Genomic DNA, 19,685 nt, shown 5'->3' with positions numbered 1-19,685 from the left:
GGCGTCAGCCGCCGAAGGCCTCGACGATCGGGCGGAACTTCATCTCGGTCTCGGCGAGCTCCTCCGCCGGCACCGAGTCGTGCACGATGCCGCAGCCCGCGTACGCCGTGACGGTGCCGTCGCCGTCGACCTGCGCGCAGCGCAGCGCGATCGCCCACTCGCCGTCGCCGTCGCCGTCGACCCAGCCGACCGGGCCCGCGTAGCGGCCGCGATCGAAGCCCTCGAGCTCGGCGAGGGTGTCGAGCGCGATCCGGCGGGGCGTGCCCGCGACGGCGGCCGTCGGATGCACCGCGCGCACGAGGTCGAGCGAGTTCGAGCCGTCGCCGAGGGTGCCCTTGAGGTCGGTCGCGAGGTGCCAGAGGTTCGGCAGCTGCAGCGTGAACGGCTCCGGGCTCGTGTCGAGGCGGCGGGTGTGCGGGGCGAGGCGCTGCACCGCGCTCGCGACGGCGAGGGCGTGCTCGGCGAGGTTCTTCTCGCTCGCGGCGAGCTGCGCGGCATGGTCGCGGTCGGATGCCTCGCCCGCGCCGCGCGGCGCGGTGCCGGCGAGCACCCGGGCCGAGACGGTGCCGTGGTCGACGCGCACGAGCGTCTCGGGGCTCGCGCCGACGAGGCCGTCGACGGCGAACACCCACGTGTCGGGGTAGTCCTCGGCGAGCCGGTTGATGGTCGCGCGGAGGCCCGCGTCCTCGTCGAGCTCGCCGACGAGCTGGCGGGCGAGCACGACCTTCTCGAGCTCGCCGGCGTCGATGCGGCGGACGGCCTCGGCGACGGCGGCCTCGTAGCCCTCCGCCGTCATGCTGCCGGGCGCGAAGGCGACCCGCGGCACCTGGCGCTTCGGCGCAGGCGTCGGCAGGAGCGCGGATGCCTCCTCGCCGCCGGCGGCGAGCGCCTGCCCCTCGGCGGAGTCGGCGAGGGCGATTCGGGTGATCCACGAGCGGCCGTCGCGGCGGCCGAGGATGAGCTCGGGCACGATCAGCACGCTCGTCGCGGACGAGTGCGCAGCGAAGGCGAAGGCGCCGAAGGCGACGAGCCCGGTGCCGGGGAGGCCGACCCGGTCGTCGAGGTCGGCGGCGGCGGCGAGCGAGGTCCACGCGGCCGCGGCATCCTCGATCCGTCGTGCGCCGGAGGTCTCGATGCGCAGCACCTCGCCGAGCCCGACGACGCCCTCGCCGCGGCGCAACCAGACGAGGGGGTTTCGCGGATCGGTGCGGGGGATCAGCGGCTCGGTCTCCTCGACCGCGACCGTGCGAACGATGAGCCGCGAGCCCGCTGAGGCGGGGGAGGCGGCGGCATTCTGGCTCACCGCCCCAGCCTACGCCCGCCCTGCGCGGGGTCGGCCGCCGCGGGGCGGCGCCGCGCGGCGCTGCGGGGTGGCCGGGGCGAGGCGGCTGCCGGGGTCTCGGGCGCCGGCCGTAGACTCGGGGGATGACCCGCGCAGACCTCGGCAAGAACCCGGAGCAGGTCTCGGCCATGTTCGACCGGGTGGCGGCCAATTACGACCGCACCAACACCCTGTTGTCGATGGGCAACGCCCCGCTCTGGCGCGTCGCGACGACCCGGGCGGTCGACCCGAAGCCGGGCGAGCGCATCCTCGACATCGCCGCGGGCACCGGCACCTCGAGCGCGAGCCTCGCCCGCAGCGGAGCCTCCGTCGTCGCGGCCGACTTCTCGCCCGGCATGATCGAGGTCGGCCGGCGCCGCCAGGCGCACGTGCAGAACCTCGTCTTCGTCGAGGCCGACGCCATGCAGCTGCCGTTCGACGACGACGAGTTCGACGCCGTCACGATCTCGTTCGGGCTGCGCAACGTGAGCGACCCGAAGCAGGCGATCCGCGAGTTCCTCCGCGTGACGAAGCCCGGCGGACGGCTCGTGATCTGCGAGTTCTCCCACCCGCAGGCCTCGCTCGTGCGCGCCGGCTACGGCGCCTACCAGCGCTGGGTGATGCCGCCCCTCGTGAAGCTCTCGAGCTCGAACGACACCGCGTACGAGTACCTGAACGAGTCGATCAACGCCTGGCCCGTGCAGTCGGAGCTCGCGGCCTGGCTGCGGGAGGCCGGCTGGCGCGACGTGGCCTGGCGGAACCTCACGCTCGGCGTCGTGGCCCTGCACCGCGGGCGCAAGCCGCTCGCGCCCGCCGAGGCGTAGGGCGCACCGGGCCGTCGGGCGGGCGAGGCGTGCGGCTCGCCGGACGGGCGATGCGCCGGGTCCGCCTTCGCCACGGCCGATAGCCGAGGCCGCTCCGACGCACAGGTAGGCTGGACAGCGTGAAATCGAGCCTCCAGGGCGCGCGTCGCGGGTCCTCCCTCGCCGCCAACCTCGGTCTGAGCGAGCGCGTCTTCGCGTCCGCGGCCGATCGGGCGATGGCGCGGGCCATCGACGACGGACTCGACCGGGTCGAGGCGGGGCTCGTCGACGAGGTGCGGTTCACGGCGCCCGTGGCGGATGCCTCGACGCGCTACCTGCTCGAGGCCGGCGGCAAGCGGGTGCGCCCCATGCTGACCCTGCTCGCCGCGCAGCTCGGCGACGGCGTCACCGACGAGGTCGTCATCGCCGCCGAGGCGATCGAGATCACGCACCTCGCGAGCCTGTACCACGACGACGTGATGGACGAGTCCGACCGCCGACGCGGGGTGCCGAGCGCCCACGCGGTGTGGGGCAACTCGATCGCGATCCTCACCGGCGACCTGCTGTTCGCCCGCGCGAGCCAGCTCATGGCGCGGCTCGGTGAGCGGGCCATCCGCATGCAGGCCGACACCTTCGAGCGCCTGGTGCTCGGGCAGCTGCACGAGACGGTCGGCCCGCAGTCGGACGACGACCCCGTGGCCCACTACATCCAGGTGCTCGCCGACAAGACCGGCTCGCTCATCGCGGCGGCCGCGCAGTCGGGCGTCATCTTCTCGAACGCCGACCCGGCCTTCGAGGCGCCGCTCGTCGAGTTCGGCGAGAAGATCGGCGTCGCCTTCCAGCTCATCGACGACGTCATCGACCTGTCGCCGCGTCCGGCGGAGACGGGCAAGGTGCCGGGCACAGACCTGCGCGCCGGGGTCGTGACGCTGCCGCTGCTGCGTCTGCGCGAGCTCGCAAAGCAGGATGCCGAGGCGGCATCCCTGCTGGCGCGCATCGAGCGCGACGTGCTCCCCGTCCCGGCCGACGCCGTGGGCGACCCGCTCGACACCAACACGCAGGCCGCGAGGATCGTGCCGTCGAAGGAGACGGTCGACGCCATCGTGGCGGAGCTGCGTGAGCACGAGGCCACCAGGGTGACGCTCGCAGAGGCGCACCGCTGGGCGGACGAGGCGGTCGCCGCGCTCGCGCCGCTGCCCGAGGGCAGCGTGAAGAAGGCGCTGACGCGATTCGCCGAGACCATCGTGGAGCGCTCGAGCTGAGCTCGGGCGAGAGGAGAACGAGCACGTGACGAGGAACAAGCTGCGCCTGGCGATCGTCGGAGCCGGCCCCGCGGGGATCTACGCGGCGGACATCATGCTGAAAGCCGAGCGCAACTTCGACGTGTCGATCGACCTGTTCGATCACCTGCCGGCGCCCTACGGCCTGGTCCGCTACGGCGTCGCCCCCGACCACCCCCGCATCAAGGGCATCATCACGGCGCTCCGCGAGGTGCTCGACCGCGGCGACATCCGAATCTTCGGCAACGTCCGCTTCGGCACCGACCTCACGCTCGACGACCTGAAGCAGCACTACCACGCGGTGATCTTCGCGACCGGCGCGGTGCGCGACGCCCCGCTGCACATCCCCGGAGTCGAGCTCGAGGGCTCGTACGGCGCCGCCGACTTCGTCAGCTGGTTCGACGGGCACCCCGACGTGCCGCGCACCTGGCCGCTCGACGCGAAGCAGGTCGCCGTCATCGGCAACGGCAACGTCGCCCTCGACAGCGCCCGCATCCTCGCGAAGCACGTCGAGGACCTGATGGTCACCGAGATCCCGGCGAACGTCGCCGAGGGGCTCGCGGCCTCGCCCGTCACCGACGTGCACGTCTTCGGCCGCCGCGGCCCGACCTCGGTGAAGTTCACGCCGCTCGAGCTGCGCGAGCTCGGCGAGCTGCGCGATGTCGACATGATCGTCTACGACGAGGACTTCGACTACGACGACGCGGCGAAGGCCGCGGTGTCGGGAAACAAGCAGGTCTTCGTCATCGACAAGGTGCTGCAGCAGTGGCGCCAGCGCGAGGTGGGCCAGGCGTCGCGGCGCCTGCACCTGCACTTCTTCGCGAAGCCGCTGGAGCTCGTCGACGACGGCACGGGCCGGGTCGGCGCCATCCGCTACGAGCGCACGAAGTCCGACGGCGCCGGTGGCGTCGTGGGCACCGGCGAGATCCGCGAGCTGCCGGTGCAGGCCGTCTACCGCGCGGTCGGCTACTTCGGCTCGCCGCTGCCGGGCGTGCCGTTCGACGAGAAGTTCGGCGTCATCCCGAACCACGAGGGCCAGGTGCTGATCCGCGACGAGGAGTCGGGCGAGCCCCGCCAGCTCTACGGCGTGTACGCGACCGGCTGGATCAAGCGCGGGCCCGTGGGCCTCATCGGCCACACGAAGTCCGACGCGATGGAGACGGTGAAGCACGTCATCAACGACCTCGGCAACTGGTGGCAACCCGAGCACCCTGAGGAGGGCGCGATCGTCGAGCTGCTCGAGTCGCGCGGCATCCGCTGGACCGACCTCGACGGCTGGCACCGCCTCGACGAGCACGAGCTCGCGCTCGGTGAGGCCGAGGGCCGCGTGCGCATCAAGGTCGTGCCCCGCGACGAGATGGTCGAGCTCTCCCGCGGCGAGGCGTAGGCCGGGCCCGCACGCACCCTGTGGAGGGCCGGCGGCGCGGGGCCCGTCGGCTCGGTAGCCTCGCGGCGTGCCCGTCGTCCTCGCCGCCCTCCCGCTCGTCGCGGCGGCGGGCGGCGCGGCGCTGGGTTGGTGGCCGCTCGCGGGCTGGGTCGGGCGCACGCTGCTCGTCCGCTCGTGTCCGAGCACCCGCATCCGCGCGATCGCAGCGACGGTCGCGGCGGTCGCCTTCGGCGCGCTCGGCTGGCGGTTCGGCGGTGAGCTGACGCAGCCGGCGACGGATGCCTCGGCCGCGGTCGTGCTGGGCGCCCTCCTCGGGTTCGCGGCCGCCGGCACCGTGCTCGGCATCGTCGACGTGCTCGAGCACCGGCTGCCCAACGCGGTGCTCGGCCGGGCGGGGCTCGCGCTCGCCGCGCTGCTCGCCGTCGCGGCGGCGCTCGACGGCGGCACCGGCGCGGGGCGCGCGCTGTCGGCCCTCGTCGGCGCCGCGGTGCTGTTCGGGCTCTTCCTCGCCGTCTCGCTCGCGTCCCCGCGGGCGATGGGCATGGGCGACGTGAAGCTCGCTGCGCTCGTGGGCGGGGTGCTCGGCTGGTTCGGGGTGACGAGCTGGCTGTATGGGGTGCTCGCGATGTTCCTCCTCGGCGGCCTCGCCGCGCTCGTGGCACTCGCGGCGCGGCGCCTCGAGCCCGGCGGGGCGATGCCGTTCGGTCCGGCGATGCTCGCCGGGGCGCTCCTCGCCTTCCTGGTCGGGCCCGCTAGCCTGGGGCCATGACCGCTGCGTGGCGGCCCGACCTGCTCGGGCCGGGCTTCGAGCAGCTGACCCTGCCGCTCGGCTCCGACGACGAGGGCGAGCTCGTCGCGACCCTCGTGCGGTACACGCCGCCCCCGGCATCCGGCTGGTGGCCGTTCGCCCGCACCCCGCGCGGACCCGTCGCCGGCTGCGACGTGCTCTCGGTGCACGGCTGGAGCGACTACTTCTTCAACCCCGAGCTCGCCCGGTACTGGGCCGCGCAGGGCGCCCGCTTCTTCGCCCTCGACCTGCGGAAGTACGGGCGGAGCCTCCGCCCCGGGCAGACGCCCGGCCTCATCACCGACCTCGCCGACTACGACGCCGACCTCGACGCCGCGCTCGACGCCGTTCGCGCATCGAGCGGCGGGGCATCCACCCGCCCGCTCATCCTGATGGGGCACTCGACCGGCGGGCTGACCCTCTCGCTCTGGTCCGACCGCCACCGCGGGCGGGCGAGCGCGCTCGTGCTGAACAGCCCGTGGCTCGAGTTCCAGCTGAGCCGGATGGGCCGGGAGGCGCTCGCCCCCGTGTTCGCCCTGGGTGCCCGCGTGCACCCGCTCGCTCCGCTGCCGAACGTCGACCTCGGCTTCTACACCCGCGCGGTCGCGAAGGAGCAGGGCGGCGAGTGGGAGTACGACCACCGCTGGCGCCCCGACCGCGGTTTCGCGACCAGCCCGGTGTGGTTGAACGCGATCCTCGCCGGGCACGCCCGCGTCGCCGCCGGGATCGACGTCGGCACGCCGACGCTCACCCTGCTCTCGGCGCGCTCGAGCATCCTGACCCGCTGGGACGAGTCGATGCGCTCGAGCGACAGCGTGCTCGTCGTCGACGAGATCGCCGAGCGGGCGCTGAAGCTCGGCCCGGAGGTCACCGTGTCGCGCATCGACGGCGCGCTGCACGACGTCACGCTCTCGCGCGAGCCCGCCCGCGCCGCCGCCTACGCGTCGATCGGCCGCTGGCTCCGCGGCTACGCGCCGTCGCGCTGATCACCGGCGGCTGCGCGCCTCAGCCGGCAGGGCTCAGCGGAAGTTCACGAACTGGAGGTCGACCTCGAGGTCGGCGGCCTTCAGGATGCGGATGACCTCCTGCAGGTCGTCGCGGCTCTTCGAGGAGACGCGGAGCTCGTCGCCCTGGATCTGCGACTTCACCGTCTTCGGGCCCTCTTCGCGGATGATCTTGCCGATCTCCTTCGCGGCCTTCTGATCGATGCCCTGCTTCAGGGCGATCTCGATGCGGAACTCCTTGCCCGAGGCGTAGGGCTCGCCGGCGTCGAGGCTCTTCAGCGTGATGCCGCGCTTGATGAACTTCGACTGCACCACGTCGAGCACGGCCTTGACGCGCTCCTCCGAGGAGGCCTTGAGCAGGATCTTCTCTCCGCTCCACTCGACCGAGGCGCCGACGCCCTTGAAGTCGTAGCGCTGCTCGATCTCCTTGCGGGCCTGGTTGACCGCGTTGTCGGCCTCCATCTTGTCGACCTTGGAGACGATGTCGAACGTCGAATCTGCCATGCCGCCAGTCTAGCCAGGGCCGCGCGGCGGCGGGCGGAGGCGCCCGCCCGGAGCCGCGCGGACGGCTCAGCCGAGCACGTGCAGCGCGTCGCCGACCGAGACGGTGTCGCCGGCCGAGGCATCCAGCGCCGGCACCAGCCGCACGCCGAACCAGGTCTTGCCCTCGCGACGGCGGTGCCTCGCGAGCGTGCGGATCGGTTCCTTGCCGCGCACGAGCGTCTCCGGATCGATCGTCGTCATCACGCAGCGGTCGCAGCAGCCCTCGACACGGAACTCGACGTCGCCGATGCGCACCCGCGTCCACGTCTCCTCGGCGAACGCCGTCTCGCCGTCGACGACGAGGTTCGGCCGGAAGCGCTCCATGACGAGCGGCTCCGGCGCGAGCTCGCCCCGTTCGTCGGCGTCGGCCGCGGCGAGCTCGTTCAGGAGGCGCAGGGATGCCTCGCTCGCGAGCAGCAGCGGCGAGGCATCCGCGAGGGTCAGCGAATCGCCGGGGCGCCCGCCGTAGTCGGGCTTCACGGTGCGCGCGGTGGGGTCGGGCTGCCAGACGAGGCGGAGCGGGCGGCCGAGGCGTGCGCTGATCCAGGCATCCGCCGCCTCGCCCGCGGGCAGCGCCGTGCCCTGCCGCGAGTGGCCGACCGCGACGGGGACGGCGTCGCGCGGCGCGGCGACGAGGAGCGCGTCGTCCGCCTCGGCCGGGCCGGACCCGCCCGCGCGAGCGCCGACGAGCCGGAGCGCATCGTCGTCGAGCGGCGTCGCGACGAGTCCGAGCAGCGCGTTCTCCTCGCGCGCGGTCACCGAGGTGCCCTCGGGGTCGACGACCGCCCAGCGGCGGTCGCCCGCGAGCCCCCACGGCAGCACCGTGGCGCTCGGCACGTCGAGGCCGGCGAAGGACTTGACGGGGTGGATGCGGACGCGGGTCACCTGCATCACAGCACCGTACCCGTCGTGGCCGTCTTGTCCCCCATCCGCGTGTCATAGTGGCGGCCCCCGTTCGGGTGGGGTAGAAACGACGGCGGACTCCGATCGAAGGGATCGCGCGCGTGAAGTGGATCAGACCGCTCGTCATCGTGCTCGTCGTCGTGTTCGCGCTCTTCTACATGATCAGCCGGCCCGAAGATGCAGCGAACCTCGTGCAGGGTGCCGTGAACGGGGTCGCGACCGCCGTCGACGGCGTCGGCCGCTTCTTCACCTCGCTCGCCTCCTGAACGGACGGCGGATGCTCCCGTGAGCGTGTTCGGCCTCGACCCGAAGGTCGAGCGGTATCTCATCGCCGACGACGGCGAGGTGATCATCGACGAGGTCGGCAAGCACTGGGCTGCGAAGGTCGGCTGCGTCGTCGAGATGGTCGCGGCGCTGCCGGTGCTGCTGCTGCTCGCCGTGCTGCCGAAGCCGCTGTACTTCGTGCCGCTGCTCGCCGCGCTGGTGCTCCTCGTGCACGGGCTCTGGCGCTACATCGGGCTGCGCATGGACCGCTTCGTCATCACGAACATGCGCGTGTTCCGGGTGCACGGCATCCTCTCCCAGCGGATCGCGACCATGCCGCTCGCCCGCATCCTCGACATCTCGGTGCACACCCCCTTTGTCGGACGCATCATCGGCTACGGCCACTTCGTCTTCGAGTCGGCGGCGCAGGACCAGGGGCTCCGCGAGATCCGCTTCGTCGGCCGGCCGGGGGAGCGCGGGCTCACGATCCAGCGGGTCATCCAGCGCGCCGGCCTTCGCGGCCGGATGTACGAGCCGGACGTCCCGATGCCCGCGTACGACCCGAGCCGGGTCGGTCAGCTCGCCGCCTCCTCGGCGAGCGACGGGCAGATGGCGGCGCGTGCGGAGGCGGATGCCGCGGCCGACACCCGCGACCTGAACGCGACCAGGGACTACAGCGAGGAACTGCCCTGGTGGCGCGAGACGCGGGGTTGAAACGGGCGGTCCGGGCGCGGTTCGGCTCGATTTCCCGAGCGGGGTCCGACCGAGTATCCTTGTGAGGCCCCCGGTTGTGTGGAAAACGTGGTCGGGTGCACACGGCGAGTTACCCAAGCGGCCAAAGGGATCTGACTGTAAATCAGACTGCATTGCATTCGGGGGTTCGAATCCCTCACTCGCCACCAGAAACGAAAGCCCCGGTCCCACTGAGCATCCTCGGTGACCGGGGCTTCGTCGTTCCTCCCATCCCGCCTGGCCCCGGCCCCCGGCCCCCGCCCATCCCGATCCGATCGAAGTCAGTATTCGTTCATGAAAGGATGACCGTCGTGGATTTCTGGAACGACGACGCGATCGTCGACCGGCTGTTCGAGATCCTGCCGAGACTCGACGACACCATCATCGAAACTGACCGGGCCGGGCTCACCATGAAAGCCCGCGCCATGGATGGGCGTGTCGTCACTCTTCAGTTCGACCCCCGGCTCTGCGGAGCGACCGTTCGGCAGATCGATGAAACCGGCGACCTCAAGTGGCTCGAATCCGGGCCCGCGGATCGCCGCTGGTTCAGCCTGCTCGTCGCTCACATCTCCGAATCGATCAACGCCTCCGGACGCGATCATGCATCGACGTATGTGCAGGTTCCTGATGGGTTCGATCCGGTTCCCCGAGTGCCGAACGAGGCTGGCTGAGCCCGACGACCGCGCTCTGCCGGTGCAGACCGCGAGGTGCCGCCGACCCCCCGTTCCAGGGCCATCGCGAAGCGGTGAGCCAGGCGGCGGACGGCCCTCTGTTTAGATGGATGAAACGGTCCGTAACCCGAGCGGACCGGTCTCGATCCGGGTTTCATGGTGCTTTCTCGCAGAACCGAACATCCAGAGGATCCGCGCGTCGTCCTTCGCCGGGCCGTCACCGACCGGGATGCCGACGCGGTCACCGCACTCGTCGCGCAGCACTGGATGTACCTGCTGGAGGACCGCTCCATCACGCTGGCGCTGGCGCTCCGCCTCAGCGCCCCCGACCCGGCCGATGCGCTGACCACCGCGGTCTTCGCCGAGCTGGCCGCTCACCTGAAGTCGGCGCGGCGAGCCGGAGCGACCTCGCACCGCGTTCGCCGGGGCGGTGAGCGAGCCACGGACGAGGCCGCGCTCCGCACCGTGATCGGCGCGACCGTCGCGTCGATCGCCGCGCGCGCCGAGGGCCGGGCCGCCGAGAGCCTCGCCCACGTCGAGCGTGCGCGGGCCGCGCTGCCCGTCGCCGCCGCACGGATCCCGGCCGGCATGCTCACCCGCATGCAGCACCACTGGCTGCGCACGGAGCGGATGAGCTCCGGGTACGTGACGGTCGTCGACGGTGCCGAGGAGACGCTCCGGAACGCGGTCGCGACCGGGCAGCTGGACGTCGCGTACCGCACCGCCGGCTCCTCCGCGCTCTCGCACGCACTGGCCGGGCGAGGGCCCGCATCCGATCGCGCGGTGGCGGAGGCGGCCGCGCTCGAAGAGCTCATCGAACCCTGGCAGCGCTCGGCGATGGGCGTGCCGCTCCGGCTCGCGACCGCCCTCCGATTGCTCGATCGGGGGAAGGGCGACGACGCGGAGGCGCTCCTCGCGGACAGTCGGCAAGCCGAGCGGGACTCCGACCTGTGGGCGCTCGCGCTGACCGTGCGGGCGCAGCTGCCGGCAGCGCGGAAGGACCCGTCGCGGCTGCTCGCCCAGCTCGAGGCCGAGTCGGCATCCTGGCCGTCCGACGTGCGTGCTCAGCCGGTGAACAGCGTCTACCTCGACGTCGCGCGTGCGCATCTGCACGGGATGGCCGGTCATGGCGCGCTCGCGGTCGAGCTGCTCGAACGCAGCGCGGCGAACGATGCGCACGGGGTCGTCCGCGTGCGGCTCGCGGCGATCCGCGCCGCGGAGGACGCGACCGCGGCCGCGGGTCTCGTCGAGGCGGTGCTCCGGGAGAGCCGGGACCGGCCGAGAGCCGCCGCGGAGATGCACCTGCTGAAGGCCGCCCGCGCGCTCGCGGAGGGCAACGAACCGGTGGCGTCGAGCGAGTTCCGCCGCGCCGTCGCGCTCGCGCTCGAGAACGGCATCCCCAGGTCCCTCGTCGTGGCCGGACCCGGCGTGCTCCCGAAGCTCGCGGAGCTGGCGGGGACGAACGAGGCGCTCGATGCCGTCGCCGAGATCGACGACGAGCTCGTCTACCTCGACCGGTCGAAGGGGCACGCGCTCCTCACGCCCCGGGAGCGGGCCGTGCTGCTCGGGCTGATGTCCGGGAGGACCCGCGCCGAGGTGGCGCGGGACTCGTTCGTCAGCGTCGAGACGGTGCGCAGCCAGCTGCGGTCGGCGTACCGGAAGCTCGGCGTCCGTTCGCTCGAGGCGGCGATCTTCGCGGTGTCCGAGGCCGGCATCCGGAACTGATCCGCACCGGGGATTTCACCCTCAGGGGGATTCTCCGCGCAATGAGGGTGAAGTCCTCCGTTCCGTGGGTGTATCTCACATTCGGTCGGACATAGTCGAATTGACGCGCATCCGACCCGAACCGACGCTTCCCGGCCGACGGACGCGCGCGCTCCGCACGGAGCCGAAACCCCGATGGCGGCGACCCGATCGCGCGCCCACCCGAATCCCAGAAGGAGCGTGCCGTGCGTTCGACCACGCCGCGAAGTCACCGACCGCATCCCAACCTCGTCCGGCGCCTGCTGGCGCTCATCGGGTCCATCGGCCTCGCGCTCACCGCCGTGGTCGTGCTGCCGTCCGCCGCCTTCGCCGCTCCGAACAGCGCGATCGTCGTCGGCGATGTCACCATCACCCCGGCCGACACGCAGGCCACCGTCGGCGACACGCTCACGGTGTCGGGCTCCTGGGACGCGAGCGCCGCCGCTCCGAACGCCGGCGACACCTTCACCATCGGGCTCCCGCCGGAGCTGAAGTTCCCGCAGAACGTGCCGTTCCAGCTCCTCGGGTCCACCCCGAGCGGCGACCCGGTGGTCTGGGGCAACTGCCTCACCGACACCGCGACGGGGATCGCCACCTGCGAGCTCACGGACGAGGTCACGGCGTATCCGGAACTCGTCATGGGGACGTGGCAGTTCCAGGTCGAGGCGGTCCAGGCGACGACCGCGGAAGCGATCGAGTTCGATCTCAACACCCGGCCGGTCATGGTCGACCTCCCCGGCACGGGCGGGATCGACGACGGCATCGAACTGCCCGGCGAGGTCACCAAGTCCGGCGTCATGAACCAGAACAACTGGTCGATGACGTGGACCATCGACATCCCCGGTGCGAACCTCGTGGCCGCGGGCAACCAGACCGCGCGCATCACCGACACCCTCGGCGCCGGCCACGCGCTGTGCGACCCCGCCGGGCTGAAGGTCCAGACGGTGCGCGGCAGCACGGTCGTCGACGTCACGAGCATCGCGACGCTCGACGGCGCACCCGGCGACACCTCGTTCGGGCTCGCGCTCGCCGGGCCCTTCGACGCGAACGTCACCTACCGGGTCACCTACCAGACCTGCACCGAGGACGGGACGATCGACCCCGCTGGCACCGAGTACGAGAACTCCGCCCAGATCGAGGGCTGGGGCGAGGCCGGCCACGGCGTCGGCACGGTCGCCAACCTGCCGTGGCACCTGAACCTCGGCAAGTCCGGCAGCGTCCTCGGCGGCGCGGAGCGCAACGGCAAGATCGCGTGGACCGTGGTCATCCCGGGTGACCAGCTCGTCGGCAAGGACGGCTTCACGCTCACCGAGACCCTCGGCGCGGGGCACGAAGTCTGCACCGACACGATCAGCGGTATCCAGGTCACCGAACGGTACGGCCCCAGCAACCAGCTGCAGCAGAGCCTGACCGGCAAGCTCACCGCGACCACCCTCTCCTCGAGCGCGCAGTCGTTCCAGGTGCGCTTCGACCTCAACGACAGCGCCGTGGCCTTCAAGCCATCCGACCACCGGTACGTGATCACGTACACCACCTGCGTGACGTCCACCGAGCTGCCCAACGGCGGCACCGCGTACGCCAACTCGGTCGATGTCGACGGCTCGGTCGCGACGAACGAGGCGACCGTGCCGAACCGGAGCCAGGGCAAGAGCGGCCGGATCAACACCTCGGCCGTGACCCTCGACGGGGTCCAGCACATGCCGCAGACCACCATCAACTGGTCCGTCACCATCCCCGGTCAGATGATCGAGGACATCGACGACGTCCTCACGCTGACGGACGTGCTCTCCGCCTCGCAGGCCGTCTGCGCGGCCGGCGACCCGAGCGCGGGGCTGGCGACGCGGCTGAACCTCAAGGTCGAGGCGCGCGACCAGATCCAGAACGGCGGCCTGCAGACGGTCGACCTCGCCGGGTCCACCGCGGCCTCGCTCGCCGGCAACACGCTCACCTTCGCCCTCGACGCGGTCGACCTGCCGATCCCGACCGGCACCAGCGACGGGTTCAGCCGCGAGTACCAGTACGTCCTGACGTACACGACGTGCACCACCAGCGGCGGGATGGATGCCCCGGGCACCGTGTACTCCAACTCGCTCACCGGCGACGGGGTCTCCTTCAGCTCCACCACCACGCAGAACAACAGCGGCAGCGGCACCGGTCAGGGCGTGACCCGCGGCTCCGTGTCGCTCGTGAAGACGCTCGTGGACAACGCCGGTGCCGCGTTCGTGCCCGCTGGCACGACGTTCACCGTGCACGTCAAGGAGATCGACCCGACGAACGCGGTGCAGAAGGAGTACGAGCTGCAGGTGCCGCTCGACGGCGCCCCCATCAGCGGTCTGAACGCCCGCGGCACGGGCTGGAAGGTCGAGCTCACCGAGCCGACGTTCCCGACGGTCCCCGGCGTCGTGTTCGGCGACCCGGTGTTCGCCGACGGGCCCGGGGTGACGGTCAGCCCGGACGGGAAGACCGCGATCGCTTCGATCGACCCGGGCGTGAACGTCGCTGTGTCGCTCAGCAATGAGGCGCTGCTCGGCTCCGCGACCATCGTGAAGGAGCTCGACGGCGGCGCAGCGGGGCTCATCGCCCCCGACCGCAGCTACCAGGTCACCGCCGCGATCGACACGACCGCGCTCGGCGCCGGCTTCCCCGCTCAGTCCGACCGGGTCCTGCAGATCCGGGCCGGCGAGCCGGTGACGCTGGACGGCCTGCCGATCGGGGCGACGGTGAGCTTCACCGAGCTCCGCCCGGTCGACGACGACACCCTCACCTGGGCGGCGCCGGTGATCACCCCGTCCACCGTCGCGGTCACCGCGGCGCACACGACCACCCCGGCCGCGATCACGGTCACGAACAGCGCGGAGCGGACCGTCGGCACCTTCGCCCTGGTGAAGAACGTGACCGGTGCGCAGGCTGACAACCCGGCCGTCCCCGACACCGTGACGGTGACGGCGAGCTGGACCGAGGAAGGCGTGCCCGGCGGCACGACGCTGACCGTGCCGACCGACGGCACCCCCGTCCCGCTCGGTACGGACCTCCTCATCGGCACCCGGGTCACGCTGACCGAGACCCCGCTCGTCGACGGCTCCGGCATCGCCTGGGGCGCCCCGACCTGGTCGGGGACCGGCGTGACGGTCGACGGGCAGGACGCGATCGTCACGATCGGGCGGTCCGCCGAGGCGACCGTGGAGCTGGAGAACCACGCCGCCACGTCCACCGCGGGAATCAGCCTGCTGAAGGGCGTCGCCGGCGCGGCGGCCGGCGAGGTCGACCCGACGGCCGAGTTCCCGGTGACCGCCTCCTGGCTCGGCGCGGACGACGTCGTCGAGACCCGTGAGCTGGTGATCAACACCGTGGAGCCGACCCCGCTCGGCGTGCAGCTGCCCGCCGGCACCGAGGTGACGATCACCGAGGGCACCCGGCCGGGCGTCGACACCGTCGTCTGGGGATCCGTCACGATCTCCGGGCCCGGCGTGGACGACCACGGCGACGGCTCCGCCACGGTGCTCGTGTCGGACCAGCAGGACGACGTCGCCCTCGTGACCGTCGTGAACGAGGCGACCTGGGCTCCCGGGGACTTCTCGATCGCGAAGCGCGTCGACGGCGTCCGCGGCGACCACCCCGACGTCCCCGACGAGGTGACCGTGGTGGCCTCGTGGACGGACGGTGACGGCGAGCAGCTGCTCGAGCTCTCCGTGCCGACCGACGGGACCGTCGTGGACTTCCCGCAGCAGCTTCCGCACGGCACCGAGGTCACCCTCACGGAGACCGGGCTCGAGGACGGTGCGCAGTTCACCTGGGCGACGCCCGAGTGGTCCGGCGACCGCGTCGCGCCCGGCGATGCCGGCTCCGCGATCGTGACGATCGGCGCCGCCGACACCGCGGAGGTGTCGCTCGTGAACACGGCCGTCGCCTCGGTCGGGAGCGTCACGATCACCAAGTCGCTGCGCGGCGACGGGGCGGATGCCTCGGCGAAGACCGAGTTCCCGGTGACCATCGCCTGGACCGACCTGCTCGGCGAACCGCAGCTCCGCGAGGTCCGCCTCGCCGCCGGCGCGCCCGTCACGATCGACGCGCTCCCGCTCGGCACCGAGGTCCGCGTCGAAGAGGGCTCCGCAGAGCTCGCCGACGGGATCCGCTGGACGGGCGCGGACTGGTCGTCCGCCGATGACGCCGTGACCGTGACCACCGACGCGGGCAGCCCCGTCGCCACCATCACGGTGAGCGGCGAGCCGGGTGCCGCGGTCGAGCTCTCGCTCGAGAACACGGTGACGGTCGGCCCGGCCCTCGCCGGCACCGGTGTCGACGGCGTGCTGCTCGGTGCGGTCGGGGGGGCGGCGCTCCTCGCGATGCTCGCCGGTGCGGCGGTCCTCATCGTGAGACGGCGCGCTCGAGGCTAGGCGGGTGCGAACGGCCGGCTCCGTCGGGTGAGATTCCCGCGGGCCGGCCGTTCGGCGTCCCGAGCTCCTCTCTTGAGGCGGTCGGTTCAGGGCAACTGCTGCGCGAAGTGCGCCCGCTGCGCGGGGAAGTAGTCGTCGAAGCTCGGCAGCGGGGCGCCGCGCATCGAGGCGACGAGCTGGTCGAGGTACCACTCCCAGCCGGGTGCGACGCTCGGCGCCTCCTCCGCCGTGATGGCCCGATGCACGAAGCGGAGCTCCGTGCGCTCGCCCACGGGCGTCAGCTCGAGCTCGACCTCCCACGGGGCGTCGGGCGTCAGGAGCGCCAGCCGGAGCCGGCGCGGCGCCTCGCAGTCGAGGATCTTCACGTCGCTCCAGGGCGAGTCCTCCTCGAAGCCGAGCTGCAGCCGGACGGTGGCGCCGGGGGCGGCGTCGCCCTCCCACCGGCCCATCCACCTTGCTGTGCGTTCGGGTTCCGTGATGCTGGCCCAGGCGTCGTCGAGCGAGCCCGGCAGCGTGCGGGTGACGATCAGGTCGAGGCCGGAGTCCGTCTTCAGAATCCGTCCGGTCGGTGCGGGAGTGCTCATGCGCGTCGTCTCCTGTTCTGCTCCGGGCCGGGTGCCGTGCTCCGCGCGGCATCGGCGGTGCGCCGCTCGCGGCGGGTGCGCGCGACCTCGGTCGCGAGCGCGTCCAGCTGGGGCGCGAACGGCGGAGCGGTGAGGACCGCCAGGTATGCCGCCAGCTCGTCGAACGGCTCGGTGCGGAGCTCGTAGACCCGCTCCCGCCCGCGCGTGGTGACCGTCACCGCACCGCACTCGAGGAGCACGTGCAGGTGCTTGCTCACCGCCGGTCGGCTGATCGGGAAGCGCTCGGCGATCCGCCCTGCGGGCTGCGGCGACGCGCGCAGCAGCTCGAGGATCTCCCGCCGCACCGGATCCGCCAGCGCTCGTGCCCCGTCCATGCGAAAAGAGTAACCATTTGGTTACGCGATGTCGAGGGCTGTGGAAGAACTTCCGGGACGATTTGGTATCCCGAACTATGCTGGAGCGATGCGAGCCGGTGTCATCCGGCTGGGCGGCATCGATTCGAAGGGGATGGACATGACGGTTCGGAATGCGTTCGTCGGCAGGCTGCGTGCGGGCATCGTGGGCGGTGCGGGGGCGGCGGTGCTCGCGCTGCTGATGGCGGGCTGCGCCGGGGGTGCTCCGGCGACGGGTTCCGGAGCCGCGCAGCAGTCCGCTCCGGCCGATGCGAGCGAGGCGTCCGTGGCCGGCGGTGGGCGCGACCTCTCTGAGGGCGGCAGCTGCGTCGATGGCGAGGACATCGTGATCACCGCCGACAGCTCCAGCGCGGTCGTCGACGGGACGTGCGGTGCGGTCGCGATCACGGGCGCAGACTTCGCCGGCAACATCGAATCCGCGGAGACGGTCGAGATCACCGGGGCGAACGCGAGCGTGCTCGGCGCCGAGTGGGGCGAGGTGCGCGTGCGCGCAGACAGCGTGACGCTCAACGTCGACTCCGTGAGCCGCTTCGCCACCGAGGCGGCGAACACGCACCTCACCACGGTGCGAACCGGCGACGTGGTGGTCGACGGCGACGGCGCGACCGTCAACGGCGAGGAGGTCGAGCGCCTCATGCTCAACGCGAACGACGCGACCGTCGTGCTGACCGCGATCACGGCCGCGTTCGAGGTGCACGGCGACCGCAACACCGTCAACTGGAGCGAGGGGCTCGAGGCGCCCACCGTCGACACCGGCGCCGAGAACGTCTACACGCGGTAGGTGCGAAACCGAGCAGCTCATTGGTCGATGGGTGGAGCCCGACCCGCCGGACCCCGATGCGTTCGTGGAGTTCGCCGAGGACGGCACGTGGGAGGCGTCTGACGGCTGCAATGGAGCGAGTGGGACGTGGAACGTCTCCGGCGGTCGCTTCGAGACCGCCGGAGACGGAGGGATGACTCTGATCGGCTGCAACAACTCGGTGCTCCCGCTGCCCGTCTGGACAGCTGTCACCGCCGAGGTCGACGCCGGTGCGCGCGTCCTCGTGCTCACCGATGCCGATGGTGCGCCCTTCGAGCTCGTGCGCGCGGATTAGCCCGCAGCCCGGCACTCGCTCCGGGTGATCCAGCCGGGAGACGTCGCCGCGCGCGTCGAGGACGGCGATGGCCGGACGGGAAGATCCGGGCAGGTTCACCTCCGTTCACCGGCCACCGGTTGACTAGGGTTGACCGCAGCCGAATCGAAGCGGGGTGGAATGGTCCAGCAGGAACGGGCGCGACTGACGCGGGCGAAGATCATGCTGGGCGCGGCCGAGGTGATCCGCACCGCCGGCTACGCCAACGCCACGCTGAACGACATCGGTGCCGCCGCCGGGGTCACGAAGGGTGCGCTCTACTTCCACTTCGACTCCAAAGAGGAGATCGCCCGCGCCCTCATCGAGGAGCAGCACCGGGTCACCCGCGAGGCCGCCGCCGAGATCCTCCAGCTCGAGCTCTCGCCGGTGGAGCACATGCTGCGCCTCTGCATGGACCTCGCCGTGCGGCTCACCGTCGACCCCATCGTGCGCGCCGGCATCCGCCTCACCACCGACTCGTCGACCTTCGACACCCCGCTGCTCGACCCGTACCGCGACTGGATGGCGACCTTCGAAGAGCTCGCGCGGCGGGCCGAGGCCGCTGGCGAGACAAACGGCCGCATCTCGCCCGAGGTGTTCGCCCGCACGCTCATCCCCGCGTACACCGGTGTGCAGCTCGTCTCCGAGACCTTCACCGGGCGGGCCGACCTCGTCGACCGCATCCACGACCTCTGGCGCGTGCTGCTCACCGCGATCATCCCGACCGCCGAGCTCCCGGCGAAGCTGGCCCTCGCCGACGAGGTCTTCACCGTGCCGGCACCGGGGCGGAAGCGAGCGTAGCCTCGGCGGTCATCGCCGTGCGCCCGCGCTGCGTGATCTCGAACGAGGTGCGCCCGGCGCGGCTCGAGAGCCGGATCGCCGCCGGCGCGTCGAACTCGACGAGGCGTCGGAACCCGCCCTCGAACTCCGCGAGCTCGAGCCCCGGATCGCCCGCCTCCACGCGGGCCGCCTGACGGCACGCCTCGATGAGGGCGGCGCCCGGCACATGGTCGAGCGGGTGGTCGGAGAAGATCGGATGCCCCCGGTCGACGTCGATCTCGAGTCCGCCGTCGCTCCGCAGGAGGAGCACGTCCTCGTCGGCGGTCCGGCCGACAGCGGCGGGCGGCACGAGCGGGCCCCGTCGCGCGGACGGCGGCGGGGAGCCCGCGCGCTCGCCGCGGATCCTCGCGTACGCGGCCGGGCCGACGACGAGGGCGTCGCCGTGCCCGGAGGCGACGGTGCTGCCGTCCGGAGTCCGGAGCACGATGTCGAACCGCGCGCTGCGCAGGGCGCCGCGCGGGGTGCGTCCGAGGCGCACCGCCCGCACGGTGCCGTGCAGTTCGATCGCCGAGTCGGGGCGTGCGGTGCGCGGGGCGCCGTGCACCGCGAAGCCGAGCCCGGTCATCAGGAAGCGGTGGTCGAAGGGCACGTCGAAGCCCCGGTGGCAGGTGAGGATCGTGAGCTGGCGGATCGACTCGGTGACGAGCGCGGAGTCGCGGGCGGCGGCATCGAAGAAGCCGTGCCGCCGCGGCCACTGCAGCCCCGCGATGTACTCCCGATCGCCCCAGCGGACGAAGTCGGTGGGCAGCACCTCGCTCGTGGACTTCCGATGGACGAGGCGGCGCGGGACCGCTTGGTCGAAGGACAGCACTGGCGCTCCAAGGCAATCTGGCTCGGGGTCACTGGAAACCGGGGAGACGGTATGCTGATCTTAGTCGGGGGGGCTGTGTGCGGGTGCAGGAAT

19 protein-coding genes and 1 tRNA gene are annotated in these 19,685 nt (G+C 72.3%); 14 read left to right on the top strand and 6 right to left on the bottom strand.

Annotated elements, in window-relative coordinates; genetic code table 11:
• Nucleotides 1-4: 4 nt before the first annotated feature.
• Nucleotides 5-1,303, bottom strand: a complete 1,299-nt coding sequence (locus tag ROT00_RS16525) for an isochorismate synthase (RefSeq protein WP_404776131.1) — start codon at nt 1,301-1,303, stop codon at nt 5-7.
• A 122-nt stretch (nt 1,304-1,425) separates the two neighbouring features.
• Here ROT00_RS16525 and ROT00_RS16520 point away from each other — a divergent pair, with 122 nt between their 5' ends.
• From ROT00_RS16520 to ROT00_RS16500, 5 genes are all read left to right on the top strand, one after another.
• Nucleotides 1,426-2,145: a demethylmenaquinone methyltransferase gene (locus ROT00_RS16520; RefSeq protein ID WP_404776130.1), complete on the top strand. Its 720-nt coding sequence runs from the start codon at nt 1,426-1,428 to the stop codon at nt 2,143-2,145.
• A 119-nt stretch (nt 2,146-2,264) separates the two neighbouring features.
• Nucleotides 2,265-3,386, top strand: a complete 1,122-nt coding sequence (locus ROT00_RS16515) for a polyprenyl synthetase family protein (protein ID WP_404776129.1) — start codon at nt 2,265-2,267, stop codon at nt 3,384-3,386.
• Nucleotides 3,387-3,411: 25 nt separating this feature from the next.
• A complete protein-coding gene (locus tag ROT00_RS16510; RefSeq protein ID WP_404776128.1) occupies nt 3,412-4,791 on the top strand; it encodes an FAD-dependent oxidoreductase in 1,380 nt (459 codons plus the stop codon).
• Between the two features lie 67 nt (nt 4,792-4,858).
• The gene (locus ROT00_RS16505; protein ID WP_404776127.1) at nt 4,859-5,560 is read left to right on the top strand and encodes a prepilin peptidase; all 702 of its coding nucleotides are present in this window, start codon (nt 4,859-4,861) and stop codon (nt 5,558-5,560) included.
• Nucleotides 5,557-6,564, top strand: a complete 1,008-nt coding sequence (locus ROT00_RS16500; protein ID WP_404776126.1) for an alpha/beta hydrolase — start codon at nt 5,557-5,559, stop codon at nt 6,562-6,564. Before ROT00_RS16505 ends, ROT00_RS16500 begins: the two co-directional genes overlap by 4 nt.
• A gap of 33 nt (nt 6,565-6,597) precedes the next feature.
• On the opposite strand, the gene ROT00_RS16495 is transcribed toward ROT00_RS16500, so the two are convergent.
• Both ROT00_RS16495 and ROT00_RS16490 read right to left on the bottom strand, forming a co-directional pair.
• On the bottom strand, nt 6,598-7,086 hold the full coding sequence (locus ROT00_RS16495; RefSeq protein ID WP_404776125.1) for a YajQ family cyclic di-GMP-binding protein: 489 nt from the start codon (nt 7,084-7,086) through the stop codon (nt 6,598-6,600).
• 66 nt (nt 7,087-7,152) lie between these two features.
• Nucleotides 7,153-8,016 (bottom strand): MOSC domain-containing protein, encoded by an 864-nt coding sequence (locus ROT00_RS16490; RefSeq protein ID WP_404776124.1) that lies wholly within the window; start codon nt 8,014-8,016, stop codon nt 7,153-7,155.
• Nucleotides 8,017-8,129: 113 nt separating this feature from the next.
• On the opposite strand from ROT00_RS16490, the gene ROT00_RS16485 reads away from it, so the two are divergent.
• The 6 genes from ROT00_RS16485 to ROT00_RS16460 all read left to right on the top strand — a co-directional run bounded on the left by ROT00_RS16485 (nt 8,130) and on the right by ROT00_RS16460 (nt 15,832).
• Complete coding sequence (locus ROT00_RS16485) at nt 8,130-8,294, top strand: hypothetical protein (protein ID WP_251203502.1); 165 nt, start codon at nt 8,130-8,132, stop codon at nt 8,292-8,294.
• 19 nt (nt 8,295-8,313) lie between these two features.
• The gene (locus ROT00_RS16480) at nt 8,314-9,006 is read left to right on the top strand and encodes a PH domain-containing protein (protein ID WP_404776123.1); all 693 of its coding nucleotides are present in this window, start codon (nt 8,314-8,316) and stop codon (nt 9,004-9,006) included.
• 103 nt (nt 9,007-9,109) lie between these two features.
• Nucleotides 9,110-9,194: transfer RNA gene (locus ROT00_RS16475), tRNA-Tyr, on the top strand.
• 141 nt (nt 9,195-9,335) lie between these two features.
• Nucleotides 9,336-9,695: a hypothetical protein gene (locus ROT00_RS16470; protein ID WP_404776122.1), complete on the top strand. Its 360-nt coding sequence runs from the start codon at nt 9,336-9,338 to the stop codon at nt 9,693-9,695.
• A gap of 156 nt (nt 9,696-9,851) precedes the next feature.
• Nucleotides 9,852-11,420: a response regulator transcription factor gene (locus ROT00_RS16465; protein ID WP_404776121.1), complete on the top strand. Its 1,569-nt coding sequence runs from the start codon at nt 9,852-9,854 to the stop codon at nt 11,418-11,420.
• 224 nt (nt 11,421-11,644) lie between these two features.
• Entirely contained in the window at nt 11,645-15,832 is a 4,188-nt protein-coding gene (locus ROT00_RS16460) for a DUF5979 domain-containing protein (protein WP_404776120.1), read from the top strand.
• Between the two features lie 86 nt (nt 15,833-15,918).
• Here ROT00_RS16460 and ROT00_RS16455 read toward each other — a convergent pair whose 3' ends face one another.
• Together ROT00_RS16455 and ROT00_RS16450 are read right to left on the bottom strand one after the other, a co-directional pair.
• Nucleotides 15,919-16,416, bottom strand: coding sequence for an SRPBCC family protein (locus tag ROT00_RS16455; protein WP_404776119.1), 498 nt, complete (start codon nt 16,414-16,416; stop codon nt 15,919-15,921).
• On the bottom strand, nt 16,413-16,790 hold the full coding sequence (locus ROT00_RS16450; protein ID WP_404776118.1) for a metalloregulator ArsR/SmtB family transcription factor: 378 nt from the start codon (nt 16,788-16,790) through the stop codon (nt 16,413-16,415). Before ROT00_RS16450 ends, ROT00_RS16455 begins: the two co-directional genes overlap by 4 nt.
• Before the next feature lie 139 nt (nt 16,791-16,929).
• Here ROT00_RS16450 and ROT00_RS16445 point away from each other — a divergent pair, with 139 nt between their 5' ends.
• From ROT00_RS16445 to ROT00_RS16435, 3 genes are all read left to right on the top strand, one after another.
• Nucleotides 16,930-17,610, top strand: a complete 681-nt coding sequence (locus ROT00_RS16445; RefSeq protein ID WP_404776117.1) for a hypothetical protein — start codon at nt 16,930-16,932, stop codon at nt 17,608-17,610.
• Nucleotides 17,611-17,641: 31 nt separating this feature from the next.
• Nucleotides 17,642-17,923 (top strand): META domain-containing protein, encoded by a 282-nt coding sequence (locus tag ROT00_RS16440; RefSeq protein ID WP_404776116.1) that lies wholly within the window; start codon nt 17,642-17,644, stop codon nt 17,921-17,923.
• 159 nt (nt 17,924-18,082) lie between these two features.
• A complete protein-coding gene (locus tag ROT00_RS16435; RefSeq protein ID WP_404776115.1) occupies nt 18,083-18,742 on the top strand; it encodes a ScbR family autoregulator-binding transcription factor in 660 nt (219 codons plus the stop codon).
• Here the strand turns inward: ROT00_RS16435 and ROT00_RS16430 are convergent.
• Nucleotides 18,708-19,592: a ScbA/BarX family gamma-butyrolactone biosynthesis protein gene (locus tag ROT00_RS16430; RefSeq protein ID WP_404776114.1), complete on the bottom strand. Its 885-nt coding sequence runs from the start codon at nt 19,590-19,592 to the stop codon at nt 18,708-18,710. The genes ROT00_RS16435 and ROT00_RS16430 overlap by 35 nt on opposite strands.
• Nucleotides 19,593-19,685 lie beyond the last annotated feature (93 nt).

Origin of the sequence: Agromyces mediolanus, assembly GCF_044917495.1 — a bacterium.
Lineage (GTDB): Bacteria > Actinomycetota > Actinomycetes > Actinomycetales > Microbacteriaceae > Agromyces > Agromyces mediolanus_B.
The sequence above is the reverse complement of the archived record's forward strand: the minus strand, read 5'-3'. Positions and strand labels throughout refer to the sequence as shown.